The sequence below is a fragment of the Streptomyces sp. NBC_00569 genome, assembly GCF_036345255.1.
Classification (GTDB): domain Bacteria; phylum Actinomycetota; class Actinomycetes; order Streptomycetales; family Streptomycetaceae; genus Streptomyces.
In genome coordinates, this window is record NZ_CP107783.1 from 9,684,867 (window position 1) to 9,703,309 (window position 18,443).

18 protein-coding genes and 1 pseudogene are annotated in these 18,443 nt (G+C 69.8%); 9 read left to right on the forward strand and 10 right to left on the reverse strand.

The features are described 5' to 3' along the window. Positions 1-75 precede the first annotated feature (75 nt). Both OHO83_RS43735 and OHO83_RS43740 read left to right on the forward strand, forming a co-directional pair. On the forward strand, positions 76-585 hold the full coding sequence (locus tag OHO83_RS43735; protein ID WP_266680961.1) for a hypothetical protein: 510 nt from the start codon (positions 76-78) through the stop codon (positions 583-585). A gap of 94 nt (positions 586-679) precedes the next feature. Continuing rightward, the gene (locus OHO83_RS43740; protein ID WP_266680963.1) at positions 680-1,585 is read left to right on the forward strand and encodes a ribosome-inactivating family protein; all 906 of its coding nucleotides are present in this window, start codon (positions 680-682) and stop codon (positions 1,583-1,585) included. Positions 1,586-1,836: 251 nt separating this feature from the next. Here the strand turns inward: OHO83_RS43740 and OHO83_RS43745 are convergent, their stop codons facing one another. The 4 genes from OHO83_RS43745 to OHO83_RS43760 all read right to left on the reverse strand — a co-directional run bounded on the left by OHO83_RS43745 (position 1,837) and on the right by OHO83_RS43760 (position 4,483). Further along, the gene (locus tag OHO83_RS43745; protein ID WP_266680965.1) at positions 1,837-2,187 is read right to left on the reverse strand and encodes a hypothetical protein; all 351 of its coding nucleotides are present in this window, start codon (positions 2,185-2,187) and stop codon (positions 1,837-1,839) included. A 227-nt stretch (positions 2,188-2,414) separates the two neighbouring features. Next, entirely contained in the window at positions 2,415-2,954 is a 540-nt protein-coding gene (locus tag OHO83_RS43750; RefSeq protein ID WP_266680967.1) for a hypothetical protein, read from the reverse strand. Positions 2,955-3,266: 312 nt separating this feature from the next. Next, the gene (locus OHO83_RS43755) at positions 3,267-3,617 is read right to left on the reverse strand and encodes a hypothetical protein (protein ID WP_266680969.1); all 351 of its coding nucleotides are present in this window, start codon (positions 3,615-3,617) and stop codon (positions 3,267-3,269) included. Positions 3,618-4,036: 419 nt separating this feature from the next. Beyond that, positions 4,037-4,483 carry a DUF1772 domain-containing protein gene (locus OHO83_RS43760; protein ID WP_266680971.1) on the reverse strand — a complete coding sequence of 149 codons (447 nt, stop codon included), beginning with the start codon at positions 4,481-4,483 and terminating at the stop codon, positions 4,037-4,039. 90 nt (positions 4,484-4,573) lie between these two features. Between OHO83_RS43760 and OHO83_RS43765 the strand changes: the two are divergent. Next, positions 4,574-5,162, forward strand: a pseudogene (locus tag OHO83_RS43765) (TetR/AcrR family transcriptional regulator). A 196-nt stretch (positions 5,163-5,358) separates the two neighbouring features. Here OHO83_RS43765 and OHO83_RS43770 read toward each other — a convergent pair. After that, the gene (locus OHO83_RS43770; protein ID WP_323187173.1) at positions 5,359-6,594 is read right to left on the reverse strand and encodes an MFS transporter; all 1,236 of its coding nucleotides are present in this window, start codon (positions 6,592-6,594) and stop codon (positions 5,359-5,361) included. 312 nt (positions 6,595-6,906) lie between these two features. Between OHO83_RS43770 and OHO83_RS43775 the strand changes: the two genes are divergently transcribed. Beyond that, on the forward strand, positions 6,907-7,167 hold the full coding sequence (locus OHO83_RS43775; protein ID WP_266680975.1) for a LapA family protein: 261 nt from the start codon (positions 6,907-6,909) through the stop codon (positions 7,165-7,167). Positions 7,168-7,417: 250 nt separating this feature from the next. Here OHO83_RS43775 and OHO83_RS43780 read toward each other — a convergent pair whose 3' ends face one another. After that, entirely contained in the window at positions 7,418-7,996 is a 579-nt protein-coding gene (locus OHO83_RS43780; RefSeq protein WP_266680977.1) for an XRE family transcriptional regulator, read from the reverse strand. Positions 7,997-8,140: 144 nt separating this feature from the next. Here OHO83_RS43780 and OHO83_RS43785 point away from each other — a divergent pair, with 144 nt between their 5' ends. After that, positions 8,141-9,394: a benzoate/H(+) symporter BenE family transporter gene (locus OHO83_RS43785; RefSeq protein ID WP_266680979.1), complete on the forward strand. Its 1,254-nt coding sequence runs from the start codon at positions 8,141-8,143 to the stop codon at positions 9,392-9,394. Here OHO83_RS43785 and OHO83_RS43790 read toward each other — a convergent pair. From OHO83_RS43790 to OHO83_RS43800, 3 genes are all read right to left on the reverse strand, one after another. Then, positions 9,354-10,082: a type 1 glutamine amidotransferase gene (locus tag OHO83_RS43790; RefSeq protein ID WP_266680981.1), complete on the reverse strand. Its 729-nt coding sequence runs from the start codon at positions 10,080-10,082 to the stop codon at positions 9,354-9,356. The genes OHO83_RS43785 and OHO83_RS43790 overlap by 41 nt on opposite strands. A gap of 307 nt (positions 10,083-10,389) precedes the next feature. Then, positions 10,390-11,838: an amidase gene (locus tag OHO83_RS43795; protein ID WP_266680983.1), complete on the reverse strand. Its 1,449-nt coding sequence runs from the start codon at positions 11,836-11,838 to the stop codon at positions 10,390-10,392. Between the two features lie 100 nt (positions 11,839-11,938). Then, entirely contained in the window at positions 11,939-13,282 is a 1,344-nt protein-coding gene (locus tag OHO83_RS43800) for a purine-cytosine permease family protein (RefSeq protein ID WP_266680985.1), read from the reverse strand. 454 nt (positions 13,283-13,736) lie between these two features. On the opposite strand from OHO83_RS43800, the gene OHO83_RS43805 reads away from it, so the two are divergent. Then, positions 13,737-14,261: a hypothetical protein gene (locus tag OHO83_RS43805; protein WP_266680987.1), complete on the forward strand. Its 525-nt coding sequence runs from the start codon at positions 13,737-13,739 to the stop codon at positions 14,259-14,261. Between the two features lie 332 nt (positions 14,262-14,593). Next, positions 14,594-14,803 (forward strand): hypothetical protein, encoded by a 210-nt coding sequence (locus tag OHO83_RS43810; protein WP_266680989.1) that lies wholly within the window; start codon positions 14,594-14,596, stop codon positions 14,801-14,803. Between the two features lie 73 nt (positions 14,804-14,876). On the opposite strand, the gene OHO83_RS43815 is transcribed toward OHO83_RS43810, so the two are convergent. Further along, a complete protein-coding gene (locus OHO83_RS43815; RefSeq protein WP_266680991.1) occupies positions 14,877-15,308 on the reverse strand; it encodes a DUF7144 family membrane protein in 432 nt (143 codons plus the stop codon). Positions 15,309-15,748: 440 nt separating this feature from the next. Between OHO83_RS43815 and OHO83_RS43820 the strand changes: the two genes are divergently transcribed. Together OHO83_RS43820 and OHO83_RS43825 are read left to right on the forward strand one after the other, a co-directional pair. Then, positions 15,749-16,630, forward strand: coding sequence for a universal stress protein (locus tag OHO83_RS43820; protein ID WP_266680993.1), 882 nt, complete (start codon positions 15,749-15,751; stop codon positions 16,628-16,630). Positions 16,631-17,422: 792 nt separating this feature from the next. Beyond that, positions 17,423-18,439, forward strand: a complete 1,017-nt coding sequence (locus OHO83_RS43825; RefSeq protein WP_266680995.1) for a LacI family DNA-binding transcriptional regulator — start codon at positions 17,423-17,425, stop codon at positions 18,437-18,439. Positions 18,440-18,443: the final 4 nt, after the last annotated feature.

Below are 18,443 nucleotides of genomic sequence, written 5' to 3' on the forward strand. Positions count from 1 at the left end.
TTCCGCACGCGAGGCGAAGGAAAGCTCTCATCCTTATCCACCGGCGCGGACAAGCCCCGGCGGAGGACCGCGGTCATGGCCGGGCTGCTCGTGAGTGTGTCCGTGGTGGCGCTGGGGACCGCTGCCGCGGCGTCGCAGGGTTCGGCGGAGCCGACGAAGGCCGCTGCGCAGGCGGCTCCGGGCGCCGACTCGGCGCGTGAGCGCTGGCAGCCGCCGACGGTCCGGAGCGAGGTCGAGGACCCGCATCCAGGCAAGATCAACACCGACTACCTGATCAGTGAAGTATCACCGGCTCAGTTCCGGGGCTACTGGTACCAGTCCCACATCACGGGTGTCAGCGTCACGTGGGTGGCGCCCTCGGGGCGGGATCCGTACAAGGGCTGGGACTGGATCGAGATCCAGGACAGCAACGGCAAGCGCGTCACATGGGACTGGGCCTGCGGCAACGCCAACTGCGGTGCGTACGGCTCGACCCTGATCGACGCGAACCTGACGAAGGGCGCGGAATACAAGGCCCTCTACTACAGCGACGGAGGCCGGGTCACCAAGGGCACGCTGCAGGCCGAGTTCGAGTTCTGGGCCTGACATGGGAGACACGGACGAGATGACGCGAACGGTGGAACGGGCGGAACGGCCTGAACGCGGGCCGGTGCGGCGGCGGTTGGTGAGCTTGGCTGTGGTGGTCTCGGTACTGGCGGGCACACTGGGTGTGGGGGAGGCGGTCACCTACGGCGCCCCGGAACGGACCGGGCAGGACCAGAGCGCCCGGGCCCAGCCGCAGCCCCAGGAGCGGGCGCAGCCGAGGGCAGTGACGGAGGACGAGGACTTCGCCGACATGTACACCCGCACGGTCGCGAACGTCCGCAGCGCATTGCTGGGGGACGAGAGCGTCCGACGGCCCGGCGCCGGTCACCTGATCCAGAACCCCGACCCCAACGCCTTCCAGTCGATCAACATCGGACGGTTCACCGAGGACGAGTTCATCGCGGGCCGTATGGTCCGGGGAGTCTTCCGCCGGTCCGACAGCTATCTGCTGGGGTTCTACGTGGAGAACAGGGACGCGAGCCACCGGGTCTTCTACACGTTCACCGAGCAGGTGGACGGCCGCACGAGGGACATGATCCCGGGCAACGTGTACCCGGGCGTCCGCAGGGAGCACTTCGGCTGGGGCGTCACCTACCGGGGCCTCCCCGGAACCACGATCAGCCGGAGCCGCCTGCGGGATGCGGTGCTCGACATCTACCACCATGACCCGAACACGAGCACCCACACGCTCGAGAGCGGCGTCCAGGCGCTGGTCGTGGCCCTGGCCGAAGGGGCGCGGTTCCAGGCGATCCCCGCGCAGATCGCCCAGGCGATCCGCGGCAGGACGGCTTGGGTCGTGGGCAACCACGCGGACGAGATCACGAGCTGGGACCAGCGGTCCCAGGTCGTCATTCAGGCACGTGCCGCCGACCCGAGCGGTTATGGCGAGGTGTGGCAGCAGCGCCGTGAATACCTCTGGAATGGGGCCCGTGTGCTGCTGACCGCGTTGGACCTGGCACGCCGGCTCTACCTGATCAAGCCGCCGACGAGGAAGGGCTGACCTCCACAGCGCCACACAGAGCGCTCCCCGGGAGCGGCTGCCGCCGTGTTCCACCGCGTGCCGGAGGATGCAGTGCTGCCACTGCGCCGGTGCCTCGGCGCGGTCGCCCCGGCGTCCTCTGCGGCGACGCCAGTCGCTCTTGCCTGCCGGTGCACCGACCTTGAGGAACGCCACCGTGTCTACCACCCACACCACGCGTGGGTACCGATCGGCTGGCGCAGCCACCCGGCAGCCCGGTTCGTCACTGACTGTCAGACTGGCGCCTGGGTGGTGTTCTGGAAGTTGCTGTTGCGTGGGGTGGGCCGCCCGGGGATGTAGCGGGCGGCCATCCAGATCGTGAGGTCGCGGGCGATCCGGTCGATGTCGGCCTCAGTGCCGACTTCGTGGTCGCCCCGGATGCTGTCCCGGCGGACGACTTCGTAGCCACCTTCGTCCAGGACCGCGACGGAGGTGAACCAAGCGGGGTCCTCGTCGGGCTGAATGACAACGAAGGTGTTGTCCGAGTCGTTGAGGTCGTCGATCAGCATGAACAGGGCGTCTTCGGAGGGGTCCTCGACGTGATCGCCGCTCTCGCTCTCGGCGCGGTAGTAAGTAGCCCCCATGGCTCCTGCTTTCCCCTCGTCCCGGTGACCTGATCGCGGGCCAGGATGACATGCAGGACCGACAACTCCGGCAGGTCACAGCCAGTCGTTGATAGCGGCGATGACGACGGTTGCCTCGAAGCAGGCCGTGAGCTTGTCGAAATCACCTCTCACGCCGCGATCCACTACGTCCGTGCCGCCCATCCCGAGCACCTCGCCACCGATCCGATGCCGGCATGAAGGCCGCGTCACAACCAACCCGCCTTGCCGATCACTTCGGCGGCGAGCTCGACAACTGAGCCCGTGGTGGCATCAACGGTGAAGTCGTCGACTGCTGCTTGCTCGAGGATCTCGGCCAGTTCACCAGCTCTGGCCAGGTGCCATCGCAACGCTTCGGGCTCGCTCTCGTGGCGTCGCTTCAGTCGCTGGTGGTTGATGGGCAGATCTACCTGCAGCCGGCACACCGAGAGCTCAATCCCGATCGCATCGCTGCACAGCTTCCGGCCCTCAAGGTCCTCGATCACGCCGGCCAGGACCAGCCGAATCGCTCCAGCAGAGAGGAAATTGCCGGCGACGCTGCGCAGATTTCGCACCATCATGCCGGTGTTGAAGCGGTCTCCCACCGGCGCCGGCCAAGACTGGCGCAGCCAGTCGAGGTCGATGACAGCGTTGGGCACGCCGGCATCGGTGAGGAGCCCACCCACACCCTCGGCCACTGACGTCTTGCCGACACCGACGGTGCCGTTGATCAGGAGGGCTCGGGGCTCGAGGGAACTCTCTGCACGCATGCGCGGGACTCTACGACCCACAGGTCATGAACTCATCCGCCTTTCCGCGGCTGCACTCCCCTTCGGCCTCCCACGTGCCTCATCACTCATCACTGACCGGCACGCCGCACGTCCTTGCCAGGAACCTGTAGGCGGCGGTCTGTTGTGGTGCAGGCTTCCTGCGTCGGCGCCCTGCGCTCTCAGTTGAGGAGCGTGATGTGGTGGCTGTTGCAGCGAGGGTTCGCGTGGTGGCCGTTCTGCAGGCTGCAGGGCTCTCGTGCGGGTGGCTGGTCCGAGCTGGTTGCTGGGAGTCGGGCGAGACGCGGGCGTGGTTCATTTCGCGGGTGGATACGGTGCCAGATGCTGTGCTCCTGCGAGGCAACCACTCTGCCATTCGTCCAGGTACGGGGCTTGGTAGAAGAGTTCACCGCACTTCTCCCGGGCGGCGTCCGCCGTGATCGTCTCGTCGGCGCCCGGGATCTTCTGCCCCGCCAGATATCCGTCCCGGTAGACATCGGCCCGGCTCTCGCTGTGGCTGCCGTTGCCGTGCCCGCTGGTGGCCGTGGCGTTGCCGACGCCGTAGCCCGCCGCGAAGACTACGAGGGCAGCAGTTGCCGAGCCGATCGCGAGCCGCATCTTGGGTGTCGGGAATCGACGGCTCGGTGCGTCGTCCTTCGCGGGCATCCGGTCTCCTCAGGTGGGGCCGCTGAATTGATCAGTAGTGTGACCGCTGGGCCCCACGTGTGTCAGCTGCTTGTGAACTCTGCTGATTCTTGACGCGCAGCCACCCGCCAAGGTGCGTACCGGGTCGCGATAAGGGAGCGGATTCTCCCCGAGTGTTGATCTTCGATCCGGTAACTCGTCTTGCATGATGCGTGCGCAACTGGCTTTGGTGGAGCGGGAGTTCATTGAACAGTACCTGCCGGCCGGCGCGTATGGCCCGTGGGCGTACTCGTGCCGCGACCACGCCCACGTGCGCACGCGCGGCATCAGGGCCGTCATCCCGGAGAGAAACGGGACCAGACCGCGAACCGGAAGTGGAAGGGCTGCCGGAGGGAGTGGAAATTGGGTGTGACCCGCGCGGTGTCGGCCTGCCGCGGGGCTCAGGTGAGGGCGGTGACCAGCAGGGTGAAGGCGGCGATGATGACGGCGACGCGGACGTAGTGGTAGCGGTCCCAGCGGTTCATCTGCTCCTTCCAGTCGGCGGGCCGGTTTTCGGGGGTCCATGTCTTGCCCTGGTTGTTGATCGGGACGAGCAGCAGGATCGACATGATCACGCTGAGGATCAGCAGTGCGCCGGCGGTGACGACGAGGCCGGCGCTGTCGTGGTGCCATCCGGCGATGGCCCAGATGGCGACGAGGACGAGCGAGCCGATGTACCAGACCGGCATCACGGCGCCGAGCATCCGGCCCCCGTGGGCGCGGCCGAGTTGGCCGCTGTCATCGGGGAGTGCGTCGAGGATCCGGTTGATGACGAAGGCGACGGAGAACTCCACCCCGACCATCAGGCCGACGGCCACGGTGGTGAAGACCTCGAGTGCGTTGAGCATGATGACCCCTCCTAGGCACTGGATCCTAGCGTTGCTAGGTGATGAGGCAATGCTAGATCTGCTACCGCTCCATTGTCTAGCGGTGCTAGGATTCGAAGCGCGTCGGTACAGGAACGCAAGGAGCGCGAGCGGGCGGAGCGCGAGCGCCTCATCGTGGCGACGGCCCGCGAACTCGCCGAGCTGCAGGGCTGGGACGCGGTCACCACCCGCCGGCTCGCCGAGCGCATCGAATACAGCCAGCCCGTCCTCTACAGCCACTTCCGCGGCAAGCGGGAGATCATCGGCGCCGTCGCCCTCCAGGGCGCCACCGAGCTGGCCGCGGCGGTGCGGGCCGCGACCGCCGCCGCGATCGGCCCGCGCGAGCGGGTCGCTGCCCTCGCCCGCGCCTACCTCGACTTCGCCGCATCCAACCCGGCGGTCTACGACGCCATCTTCCAACTCGACGGCGGTCTGGCGTACGCACAGGAGGACACCCCGGAGATGCTGAACGCAGCCTTCGCCGCGCTGTTGGAGAACCTCGGCGAGGTTGCCGGCAGCGGGGCCCGCCCGGGGTTTGTTCACCGAGGTGTTCTGGGCGGCCCTGCACGGGCTTGCGACCCTGGCCCGGGCGGGGCGGCTGCTGCCGGAGGGCGCCAAGCGGGGGACCGGGCCGCTGGTCGACCGGCTCGCCAGGCTCTGACGCACTGACTCGGCGAGCGCGCAGCCGGGGTCCCCGCGCCGTGCCGCCTGCCTGGGGCCTCGCTTCCGGTCACCCGCGCCCACGCGGCGCAGCCACAGATCGGCAAGCCCAGAACCCCCGACGGGATATTCATCTCGGAAGCGGCGGTGCTCATTGATCATGACCCGATACGCGCCCTGAGAGAGGATCGGGCGGCTCAGCGCTCCACGCGCTGCAGGCCCCGCACGGCAGGAATCGCCAACAACAAAACGCAGGTGACGAGCGCCATCCCCGCGGACACCCCCAACAGCGGCACCGTGCCCACGACGACCGCGAGCGGCCCCGCCACCGCCTGCCCGATCGGCTTCATCACCAGTGAGCCGGCCGCGTCGTAGGCGTGCACCCGGCCGAGCACATCCTGCGGAACATGTGTCTGCACGCTGGTGTGGAACATGACGATCCAGAACGCCATACCCACGCCGCTCACCGCATAGCATCCGGCGATGAGCGGCGCGGGAAGACCGAGAGCGACCCCCAACGGCATGAGCGTCCAGACGATCATGGAGAGGGCGCCGGCCCGGAGCGGATACCGCGGGCGGAGCCTGATCGCGATGATTCCGCCCAGCACGCTGCCCGCCCCGAGGGCCGACATGACCAGCCCGAACGTCGACGCTCCGTAGTCCGTGACGAGCGTGCTGTAGCCGAGAGTCATAGCGGGACCGGCCCCGGCCAGCTGCCAGAACATGTAGACGACGATGACGCTCCACAGCCAGGTCCTGGCCCGGAACTCCCGCCACCCCTCGACGAGATCGGCCCGGAACGACGACGCGCCGTCCCGCCCGAACGGGCCCATCGGAATCGAGCGGAGGAGGAACAGGCAGACACCGCTGACCGCGAAGGACAAGGCATCGAGGGCGATCACCGCCGCAGGAGAGGCGACCGCCAGCAGCAGGCCGGCCAGCGACGGGCCGATCACGGCAGTGATGGACTCCGATATGCGGAGGGTGGCGTTCGCCTTCTGCACGTCCTGGGCTATGCGCGGGGTGATGCTGGCGACTCCGGGCTGGAAAATCGCGCTGCCCGCCCCGACCAGGGCCAGCAGCACCAGGATCTGCCACAGCTGCGGCGTACCCAGCAGGAACAGCAGCGCCAGCACCGCCTGGAAGCACAGCCGGGCGGTGTCCGAGACGACCATCAGCCGTCGGGCGCCGTAACGGTCGGACAGCACCCCGCCGAAGATGATCAGTGCTGCGAACGGCGCTATGAGCGCGGCGAGCGCATAGCCCACGCCACTCGCCCCGTAACCTGCCCGGATCACGGCGGCCGTGGTGGCGACGGGAAGCATCGCGTCGCCCAGCAGAGAGGTGGTGCGGGCGGCGAAGAACAGCCGGAAGTCCGCCGTCCACAGCGGCGGATCTGACGGGCTCTCCTTGACGTGCAGGTCACGGGCCATGTCCGAGCCGGCCACTGCTCACCATCCCCCACGTATGCCGTTGACGCCGGTCAGACACTCTCGTGCGCCGAGGGCCTTTGGTCAACGGAATATGTTCGAGAAGCTCAGCACGCCTGCGAATGCGCAAGACTTGAAGACTCCACCTAGTGCCGTGACTGCAGGTGTTCGCCGGGTTGGTGGTCGCGAGGGCTGCCATTCGGTTGCCGACGACGCCACTCTTCCGAGGTGTGCTTGGCCTCGGCGGGGCGATAAGGAGACTCCCGTCGATACCGCGACTAGCTCTGTCGGCGTAATCCTCCGATAATTGATGCTATGTCCCATAAGTTCGGAAAGAAGTCGCATGGGCCGTCGACGGTGACGGTCAAGGGGCGGGACATGCGGTTGCGCACCATCGGATTCGTGGTGCTCGCGGGCGTGGTGGTCTGGTTCATCGCGGCCAACACGGGTTCGATCACGGTCCGCATGTGGATCCCGACGGTCACGGTTCCGCTGTGGACGGTCCTCGCCGTCACCCTCGTGGTGGGTGTCATCTTGGGCCTGATCATCACGCGCCGCCGCGCGAACCGGTCCTGACCGCCGCTGGCGGGCGGCTGTCCCGTGATTGCCCCTGAATGTCGGGGTGGCGCGACGCATCGCTGCGAAGGCCGCGTGGCCGCTCGGGATGAATTCGGAGACTGTCTGTCGCCGGGCGGATCACCCGCACGTGGAGGCGCGCCCCTCAGTCCGGCACGGGACGGGGCTGGCTCGTCGCGCTCCGCGGACGGGTTCCTGCGCGGCGCTTGCGCTTGGGCCCTCATCACCCACCCCACGTCCAACGCCTTTGTCAGGACCCCTGATCCGCTCCCGAGGAAAGATCCTTCGAAGGCACGGTCTTCGGGTACCGGACGAAGAGGATGCCCTGGGCCTCGCCGTCCGGTGCGCTGTAGAAGTGCGGGGCGTCGGCCGGCCAGTGGGCGTGGCCGCCAGGTCCAGCCGTTTGTGGCGCGTCCGGCAACCCGACGACCGCCGTTCCGGAGAGCACCATCAGGCTCTCCGTGGTGTGCGGGACATGTGCGGCCGACTCTTGGGTGGCGCCGTCGGCGATGGTGACGCGGAAGACGTCGGTGGCGGCGCCCTCGTCCTCGTACCGCTCCAGGAGGACCGCGGTCACGGCGCTGCCGGAGACTCCGCCCGCGCCCGCCGCGACGCCGGGCGGTGGGTCGTCGAGGACGGCGCTGACCGGGCGGCCGAGCGCGGTGGTCAGGGCGTAGAGCGTCTCCAGGGTGGGGTTGCGCCGACCCGTCTCGAGTTCGGAGAGCGTGCCCTTGCCGACGCCTGAGCGGCGCGCGAGTTCCGACAGGGACAGGCCGGCGTCCTGCCGCAGCCGCTTCAGCCTGCGACCCACCTCGTCGTTCAGACCCATCTGCCCGGTTCCGTCCGTTTCTGCGCCTCTCGGCGCTTTGACGTGCCGCCACCTGCGTCCTTAGTGTTCCATAAACGGAACGTTCCGTTTATGGAACGCTCGGAACGACCCGCTCTCCCCGCCCCTTTCCGGAAGTGATGCCGCATGTCCCCGCTCGCCCGTATACGCGCCACCGCACCGCCCTCGGCCGTGGCGGCGGGGCTCATCGCGGTCACCGTCGGCGTGACCAGCGCCGCCGCCATCGTGTTCACCGCGGCCCGGGCCGCCGGGGCGGACGCGCGTGAGGTGTCCTCGTGGATGCTGGCGCTCGGTGTGGGGATCGCCGTGACCTGCGTCGGCCTCTCGCTGCGGCACAAGGTCCCGATCGTCACCTCCTGGTCGACGCCGGGAGCCGCGCTTCTTGCCACGAGCCTGAGCGGCGTGTCCATGGGAAAGGCCGTGGGAGCGTTCGTGTTCAGCGCCGTGCTGATCATGGTGAGCGGCCTGACGGGGTGGTTCGCGCGGATCATGGACCGGATCCCGGTGCCGCTGGCATCGGCGCTGCTCGGCGGTGTGCTGCTCCACTTCGGGACGGGGCTCTTCTCGCAGATGGGCGGCAGTTTCGCCATCGCGTTCCCGGTGTTCGTGCTGTATCTCCTCGGGCGTCGGCTGCTGCCGCGCTATGCGGTCCTCATCGCGCTCGGCGGCGGCGTCGTCGCCTCCGTCCTCACCGGGGGCTGGCATCTGGAGCGGATCCAACTGTCCCTCGCGCAGCCGGTGTTCACGGCTCCCGAGTTCGACTGGAAGGTGCTGGTCAGCGTCGGCGTGCCGCTGTTCGTCGTCACCATGGCCTCGCAGAATCTGCCGGGGGTCGCCGTGCTGCGCGGGTCCGACTACGAGGTGCCCGTCTCGCCCGTCCTGACGTGGACGGGCGCCGTGCAGGCGGTGCTCGCGCCGTTCGGGGCGTTCGGCATCAACCTGGCCGCGATGACCGCCGCGATCTGCACCGGCGACGGGGCTCACCCCGACCGGAGGCGGCGTTACCTCGCGGCCGTGTGGGCGGGTGTCTTCTACCTCTGCGTCGGCCTGCTCGGCGCGACCGTCGCCTCGCTGCTCACCGCGATGCCGCACGCACTCGTCCTGGCCGTAGCCGGGGTCGGCATGCTCGCCACGATCGAGGCGTCGCTGGCCAGCGCCCTGTCGGACCCCGGATCCAGGGAGGCGGCCGTCGTCACCTTCCTCGCCACGGCCTCCGGTGTGACGCTGCTCGGCATCGGGTCCGCGTTCTGGGGGCTGCTCGCGGGCGTGCTCACCAGCGTCATCGTCTCGGTGGGACGGCGGCGGGGGGCCGCCGCGTCCGTGCCCGCCCCGAAGCCGGTCACGGCAGCCTCGCGCACACCTGAGCGAACCTCCGCGTGAACACCGACCACGCCGAGACCGCCGCTCCTTCGTCGGCCACGGCCTCGGCGTGCAGCCGGTCCCTGTCGAAGCCCTGCCGGGCCAGCCGCTCCCGGTCCCACCCGGCTATCCGGTCGGCCTCGGCCTCAGGATGAAACTGCACGCCCCAGGCCCGCCCCCCGACCCGGAACGCCTGGTGGGGACAGGCCGCGCTGGACGCCAACCAGGCCGCGCCCGGCGGGAGTTCGGTGATCGCGTCGACGTGGCGTTCGATCGCGGGCGCCGTCTCGCCGAGCCCGTACAGCAGCGGATCGTCGGCGGCTTCGGGCCGCAGCCGGATCTGTGTGCTGCCGAACTCGGGCTGCCCGTGATTCGGCCGTACGCTGCCGCCCGCGACCTGTGCGAGCAACTGGCCACCGAGGCAGATGCCGAGCACGGGCGAGCCGTCGTCCAGCGCCTGCGCGACGAGCCGGCGCGTGGCCGGGAGCCAAGGCGCGCGCTCGTCGTCGTCCGGCAGGAAGCCGCCGCCGAGCACCAGGAGCGGCCTCCCGTCGAGCGTCTCGGGCAGCGCGTCGCCCTCGTAGGGGCGCAGTACTTCGAGGCTGATTCCCGCCTCGCGCAACCAGCCCTCCACCCGGCCGGGACCGCCACTCCTGGTGTTCTGCACAACCCAAGCCGTCTGCGGGCCCGGTGTGTGTGAGGGCCTCATCGCCTCAGCTCCCCTGCTCGGCATCTGCGTTCGCCTGCGTTGACCTCTGCGTTGATCAAGGCAGCAGATCAGGGTGCGACGGGCGACGTCAACGGTCCGTCGGCCGACCTGCTCCGAGGGGCGTGTCCCACCTCGCCGTCGCCGCCCGCTTCGCCGGGTGACGGCCACGGCCGAGCGAGCCTGTCCGCGCACCTGGGCGGCCGTCACCCGCATCGGGCCTGTCCTGACGTGAAGGCGAGACATCACACCATGTTGCCGCGGGGCCGGCCACTCGCGAACGGCCCCGCGGACACCGTGGACCCTGTGATCACCCTGCCGCCCCGAGCGGCGGTCGGATGTGGGACCAGGGGGCCGCCTCCTCGTAGGCCGCGCAGGCGTCGAGGAGGTCGGCGTCGGCGAGATGCCGGCCGACGAGATGGAGGCCGACAGGCCGGCCGTCCGCGGTCCGGCCGGCCGGGATGCTCGCCGCGGGGAGACCTGCGAGGTTGGCGAGGGGCGTGAAGGAGGTCCAGTGGTCGGCGTCGACCATCCGGCCGTCGATGACCTCGGGCCCGTGGAATCCCACCGGGAAGGCCGCGGTGGACACGGTCGGGGTGACGATCAGGTCGTAGTCGGCCATCAGGCGGGCGAGCCGGTTCGCGACCCGCTTGCGCACGATGTTCGCGTCGGTCAGCTGCTCGGCGGTCCACGGGGTGCGGAGGAAGTCGAGCAGGCGCGGCGACATCGTGTCGCCGTACCGCTCGGCGAGGGCGCGCAGGCCGGTGAGGTCGGTATCGGCGGCGATGACGGCGCCGAAGGTCTCTTCGTAGTGGGGGAGCCGGAAGTCCGGCTGCTCGACCTTGGCGCCCAGGTCGCGCTCCAGAACCGAGACCGCTGCGTCCGTGATGCGACGCACCTCGGGGTCGACCGCGATCCGGCCCAGGTCGGGGCTGTAGGCGACGCGCAGTACGGGAACCGGGCGGCGGCCGGTCCAGTCGACGTCGCCGCAGGGGATGGAGTGCCGGTCTCGGAGGTCGGGCCCGGCCAGTACGGACAGGACCAGCGCCGCGTCCGCTACGGAGCGGGTCAGCGGGCCGATGTGTTCGATCGACTCCCAGCCGGAGACGCCCGGGTAGCGGTCGTCTCGGCAGCCCGGGTAGACGGGCACACGCCCCATGGACGCCTTGAAGCCGAACAGGCCGCACAGTGCGGCGGGGATACGGATGGATCCGCCTCCGTCGCTGCCGAGGGCGACCGGGCCGAGCCCCGCGGCAACGGCCGCTGCGGAACCGGCACTTGAACCACCGGGCGTGAGGTCCGTGTTCCAGGGGTTGCGCGTGGTGGGAAACAGAGGGTTCTGGCCCACCGGTCCGAAGCCGAACTCGGAGGCGTTGGTCTTGCCGAGCACGACCGCACCCGCGGCGACGGCGCGTTCGACGACGATGTCGTCCTCGTCGGGTACGTGATCGCGGTACGCGGGGGACCCGGAGGTCGTGCGAATGCCCTTGGTGGAGATCAGATCCTTGACACCGAGCGGGACGCCGGCGAGCGGGCCGGGATCCCTCCCGGCAGCCAAGTCGTCGGCCACGCGCCGGGCCTGGGCCCGCGCGCGATCAGGGACGAGCGTGCAGAACGCGTGCAGCTGCGGGTCGACCGCCTCGATGCGGTCCAGGACCGCGTCGGTGACCTCGACGGGGGACAGCTCGCCGGAACGCACTGCGGCGGCTGTCTCCGTGGCGGTCAGGTTGCAGATTTCGTCGCGTTCCGCGGCGTTCACAAGGGTCTCCTTCTACGTGTGGGGGTGGGTGGTTCAGGTGTGATGCGGGCAGGGGCCGACCCGCCCGCCCGCGCGGTGCACCGAGTCCGGTGTGGGCTCGCTACGCCGATGCGGGGTCCGGGCGTGGGACGGTGGGCCTGCGGCGCAGGACGGTTTCGGCGACCGCGTACACGGCGGCCGCAGTGATCATGCCGACCACCGGATCCACGAGTTCGGGAAGCGTGTAGTGAGTGATCGCCGCTGTGGCCGCTCCTGCTGCCCAGGAGGCGAGGGCGGTGGCCCGGTACGTGCCCACGGGCCGTTTGCCCGTCCGGGCTCGCAGCAGCCGATCGGTGATCAGTACCGCTCCGATCGGTGGCACGAAGACGCCGAGCAGGTTGAGCCAGTTGAGGAAGTAGCCCCACACCCCACTGAGGGCGAGCGTCACACCGACGGCTCCGAGGTCGAGAGTGAGGGATCGCATCCGGAGCGGGGTGAGTGCCGACCAGCCGACGGCACCGTTGTAGAGGCAGTGGGAGGCGACGGAGCCGAGGTTGACGAAGACGAAGAGCACGGCGAAGGCCGTGAGCAGTGTGCTGTGACCGGTGAGCAGGTTGAGGAATCCACCGCCGTCGGTGGCGGGGTCGGCGGTGCCGCCCACCGCCACGACGAGGCCGCCGGCCGCGTTGGCGAGGAAGTTGGCGAACGGGAAGGCGGTGAGCGTGGCGAGGACGGCTGACCGGCCGTCCTTGGACCAGCGGGTGAAGTCCGCCGTCATGGTGCCCGAGTCGGCGAATCCGGCGATGACGATGGCGACGGCGCCACCGAAGCCGAGGGCGGTGCCCGCACCTTCGTATCCGAAGGTGTCCGCCAGTGTGGTGTGGGCGTCCAGACCGTAGGCCAGGGCCACCACCGTGAGCACGAGGAACAGGGGCATGGCGATCATCCCGATGAGGGAGAGCGCACGGATCCCGGCCATCGTCAGGAGCGTGTACAGGACGCCGCCGACGGCCGCGCCCGCCAGGGCGGGCCAGCCGAGGGCTCCACTGAGGGTGGTGCCCGTAAGTCCGACCTGGAAGGAGAACCAGCCGATGACGACGGTCGCGAGCAGTCCGGCGGGCAGGTTGCGGCCCCGGCTGCCGAAAGTGTCGGCGGTCAGCAGGGCGAAGTTCTTCCCGGTGCTGCCCGCGTGGTGGCTGAGCGCGCCGACGTAGGCGAACAGCACCAGATTGCCGACCAGGATGGCGAGCAGCCCCTGGGGCAGGCCGAGGTTGTAGACGATGACTCCGCCGAAGACCGCGCTGCCGAGGTTCATCGGGAAGCCGAACCAGGTGGCGGCGACGGACGGCAGACTGCGGCGGGCCGACGCGGGGACGGGTGTGTGCTCGTACTCCTCGGAGTGGGACGAGGGGCGGGTGTTTCCTTCGGGCCTTGCTGGTGCTTCGGGGCGATGTGCTGTGGTCATGACGCCTCCGTGCTGGCAAAAGAGACCTGAGGACGGTTGTGGGCACGCGAGCGGGCGAGGGGGAGAACTTTCCGTGGACCGGCCGGGGTGACTGTGCTTCACCGCCAGCCAGTCAGCCTCCTTGACGTCGGTGTTCTGCGTTATGGCATGCCAAATACTGTGGGCGCTTCAGGTGCGCGTCAAGAGTTTGGTATACCGTAAATGCAGGTTTTTACGAGGAGAGTCGAGCCGAAACGGAACGCGGCACTCGTCCGAGGCGGGAGCCGATGTGCCGTACCGGCGTCAACCCACCCGCGCGACTCGTCCGCTCGGGCGGACCGTCTCACCTCGCGGGTTGGTCTGATCGGTCGGATCTGCGGTGGGTCGCGCCGGGTCGTTCCGGGCGGCGGCGGAGCCGAGGTTATGAATGCGTCACCTGACCGTCCATGAGCCTCAAAACCTCAGGAGCCACACGATGCGCCCCATCAGAGCAGCCTGTCTCGGCACGGCCACTACGCTGATCGCCCTTCTCGCCGGCGCCCCCGTCACGGCCGCCGCGACGGACAACGATTCCGCCCACGCCAAGGGCGGAGACCGGGTCATCACAGTCATCGGCCACCTCGCTCAGCAGACCCGCTACCCCGTCAACCCCAACGGCCCCGCCGCCCAGGGCGATCGGACCGTCGTCCGCTCGGAGCTCTTCGACAAGTACGACAAAAAGCACGTCGGCTGGACCCACGGCACCTGCACCACCACCCTGGCCGAAGAGAACGGCGGAGTGGAGGAGTGCATCGTGACCTACGTCCTCCCGGGCGGCCAACTCACCGTGCAGGGGCTGGTCTTCGGCATCCTCACCAACGGACAGCCGACGCTCCCTCCCCCTTCGTTCGACAACGCGATCACCGGCGGCACCGGGAAATTCGACCGGGCTCGTGGTCAGGTCCACGCCGACACGATCGGTCCGGGCAAGAGGCGCTTCACGATCGACCTCGACCGCTGACCGACCCTCCCCCGGCCCGGTGAAACCGGCCTGTCCGCGGCAGTCCGTTCACGGCACGGCCCACCGGATCGCCCGGTCCCACTGGCGGCGTCGCGACCAGGCCCGATCCCAGGCCATCCCGTATCAGCGGTCGCAGAGACGGCAGGCCGGCCCCGGACCGCGTGGACATTACTGCTTCGCCCCTGTGTTCTTTGCCTCGCTGAGCGAGCAGTGTCTTCCCAGGCCGGCTTGGCGTGGGTGACGCCAGAGGCTTCAACTGCCCCTCATCGCCGGGTGCTTCCGCTGTGGTGAGGGGTGGTGGCGGAACAGACGGCGGTCAGTGGGGGGAGCACATGCGCATGTACCTCCGCCAGGCCCGGGTGGCCGGCGAGATCACCAGCGGTAGACCGGACGCGCTCGTCGTCGACACGCTGATGACCACGCTCGTCGGATTCCAGACGGCTGCCGTGCCGGCGTACCCGGGCATGTCGGAGGCACGGCAGACGGAGACGCTGGACGGGTTGCTGGGGACGTGGAGTGGTGTCGGTGGCCGGTTCTGCTAAGCCCTCGACGGCCCGGACAACGCCGACACACCGCCACTCGCCCCGGGCCCGCCCGGCATGCCGCCGCCCGGGGTCACCGACCGGCGCCGGTCGCGGCAGAGGACCTGGCCAGCGACCACACGATCAAGAGATCGATGGCCATGACGGTGATGGACCAAGCGGGGTAGTACGGAATGAACATGAACTGTGTGATCAGGCTGATCGCCGCCACGCAGATGCCGGCCCCGCGCCCCCAGGTCTTGCCGGCCGCAACTCCCAGGCCGGCGACGACGAGCGCCACGCCGATCAGAAGATGAAGCCAGCCCCACGCGGTCAGATCGAACCGGTAGGCATACCGATTCGACACGAACACGGTGTCGCCTGCGATGCCGGATGCGCCCAGCAGAATGCTCAGCGGCCCGCTCACCAACAGGGTCACCACGGCGAACAGGGTCGCTCCGGTGATCACTTCGTTGCCGGCGGGGCTCTCCGGTCCTCTCGGACCCTTGGTGGGCGTTGCTGCCATGCCGTGGCCTTCCTGTCCGGCGCGGCGACTGAGGGGCACCGCCCGTGCGAGGCCGGCCGCGCTCCGGTGCCATCTTCACCTCAGTCCTGCGGCGTCGCGACTGCAATCCGCCCCGTGCGGACCTCGGGCTCCTACCGGCGGTGCTCGACCTCGTATCCGGATCCACGCCGGCCAGGGCGATCCCTCGCCCACGTGCCGAGGTGACGAGTGGCTGAGGGCCCGCCCGCCCCATGCGCTTGTCATCCACACGGCCAGCGCCCTGTCGCACGTGTGATGAGGCCAGACGTGGTCTCGTGGCTGCCGCACCGGGCGACGGAGACACCGTCGCGCATTCGGCAATTGGGCGTCGGGTGCCATGCGCTGCCGCCCAGTCCTGTGGCAGGGACGCGTCCGCGGGGTCAGGCTGGGAGCAGGGGGCCGAGTCAATCATGGGAGGCGCCGTGGGCAACCTGGTCGTCGTGGGGGTGGACGGTTCGCCGTCCAGCCTCGCAGCGGTGGAGGTGGCGGCTCGGGAAGCGCGATGGCGGCGTGCCGGGCTTCGAGTCGTGTACGCCCTCTGGCCAGTGGTCTCGCCCGGGCCCGTGCCGATGGCCGCAGTGCCCTTCGGCCCACCCGAGGGCGTGTTGCCGGACGAGGTCGAGAGCGCGCTGACCGAGGCACTGCATCGCGCCGGCAGCGTGGCACCTCAGGTGGATATCACCCATGACGTGGTGGCCGGCGAGGCGCTGACGGTGCTGGAGGCCCAGTCGCGTGATGCGGATCTGGTGGTCGTCGGATCCCGGGGCAGGGGAGGCTTCGTCGGGATGCTGCTGGGCTCGACGGCGGTGTACCTGACTGCCCACGGCCACTGTCCGGTGATGGTGGTGCGCGGAGAACCGGACCCCGCCGGGCCGATCGTGCTCGGCGTCGACGGGGCGCGGGCCGGCGAGGACGCGGTCGGATTCGCCTTCGCCGAGGCCGCGCTGAGGGGTGCGGAAATTGTCGCCCTGCACGCGTGGACGCCGGACAGTGTGCCCCTGCCGCTGGCTCCGCCGCAGTTGGCGGACGTGCCCCAGGCGGGCTCGGTCGCCGAGAACGAGGAACGTCTCTTGGCCCAGGCACTCGCGGGCCATCAGGAGAAGTATCCGCAGGTCTCGGTCAAGCACGAACTGGTGCTCGGCGTGACCAGCGAGGCGCTGATCGAGGCGAGCAGGACCGCTCAGCTCGTGGTCGTCGGGGCCAGGGGGCGGGGTGGCTTCACCGGGTTGCTCCTTGGATCGGTCAGCCAGGCACTGCTGCAACAGGCTCACTGCCCGGTCGCCGTCGTCCGCGGCAAGGAGTGACGCGCTTTCCCCGAATCGACCGCCACGGAGAACCGGCTCATCCCCATGGGCCATCCGCCCATCCCCACGGTCCTGTGCCGCGGAGGCAGGTTGCGCATGGAGCGGATGGCGGGCCGCGGGCAAGGCTCGAGGCATGCCGGGTCGGCGACGGCGCGAGTCTCGCCGCGGCGGGCGGGCAGCCCTAGGAGGTGGCGCGGGAGGCGGAGCGGCCGCCCTGTTGCTGACCGGCAGCGGTAGCGGCATCGGCATCGGCCGGGTACGGCTCGGCGGCCTCGCCGCGGCCGAGGCATCTCTCGTGGAGGCGCGGCACTGGTCGGCGAGATTGCCGCCGGACGGTCGTGAGGGTCGAAGCTGGCGAGGGCACGGTGAGCACGCATCTCAGCCCCTCACCCGCAGCCGCCCCATGCAGGCCGCAGCGAACGGCCGCACGCCACGGTCGAGCAGTAAGAAGATCGCCTTGCGCCGGACCGGCCGGGGCGCCGGCCGCCGGCCGAGTGGCGTGCCCACGGACGTCGTCGTCTCCGGCTCTGAACTCGGCCGCTACGAGGCCCGGTTGCGCACCTGGGAGGGGTGCTGGACGAACCGGTCCGACCTACGCCTGCACGACTACGGCCCCGGTCACTATCCTGTGCGGAGGGATTTCGGCAGGTCCCTCTGTCGAAGCGCTTCGACAGACTTATGGACAGGTGGCCGTTGATCCCCATAGGGTCGACAGGTCGAACGCTCACGGGCAACCCCCGCCCGTCGAAGCGCTTCGCATCGGCGTCCCTCGTCACGGCTCAGGAGAACGACATGGTCACGCTCGCAGAGGTCGCCCGGCACGCCGGAGTCTCCGCCAGCACCGTGAGCTACGTCCTCAGCGGCAAGCGGTCCATCTCCGCGGCCACCCGCGAGCGAGTCGAGAGCAGCGTCCGCAAGCTGGGGTACCACCCGAACGCGGGAGCCCGGGCGCTCGCCAGCAGCAAGTCGAACATCATCGCCCTGATGGTGCCGCTGCGCACCGACATGTACGTGCCGGTGATGATGGAGATAGCGATGGCCGTCGCCACCGCCGCCCGCACCCACGGCTACGACATCCTTCTGCTCACCGGCGAGGAGGGCGCCGAGGCGGTGCGCCGCATAGAAGGCAGCGCGCTCGCCGACGCCATGATCGTGATGGACGTCGAGCTGGACGACGAGCGGCTGCCGCTGCTGCGTGCCGCGAACCGGCCCGCCGTGCTCATCGGCCTGCCGTCCGACACCGCCGGACTGAATTGTGTGGACCTCGACTTCGCCGCCGCCGGGGCGGTGTGCGCCGAGCACCTCGCCGGTCTCGGGCACCGGGAGATCGCCGTCATCGGTGAGGCCGCCGCCGTGTACGAGCGGCACACCGGATTCGCCGAGCGGACCCTGACGGGCCTGCGGGAGCGCAGCGCCGAGCTGGGCCTGCGGTTGCTCCACCGGCCCTGCGAAGGCAGCTACGCCTCGGTCTCGGCAACGTTGGCGCGGGTCTTCGACGAGCGCCCCGGAACGACCGCGTTCGTCGTGCAGAACGAGGCGGCCACCGACCCGCTGCTCGCCCTGCTTCGCCAGTCGGGCCGCGCCGTCCCCGAGGACGTCTCCGTCGTCGCCGTCTGCCCCGAGCAGGTCGCCGCGCACGCGTCGGTGCCGCTCACCTCGGTCGCGGTGCCCGCGCAGGAGATGGGGCGGCGTGCCGTGGAGCAGGTCATCGCGAAGATCGAGGGGCGCGGCTCGGATGAGGAAGTCGTCCTGATCGCACCGGAGTTGACGGTGCGTGAGAGCGCGGCCCAGGCGCCCGCCGGAGCCTGAGCCG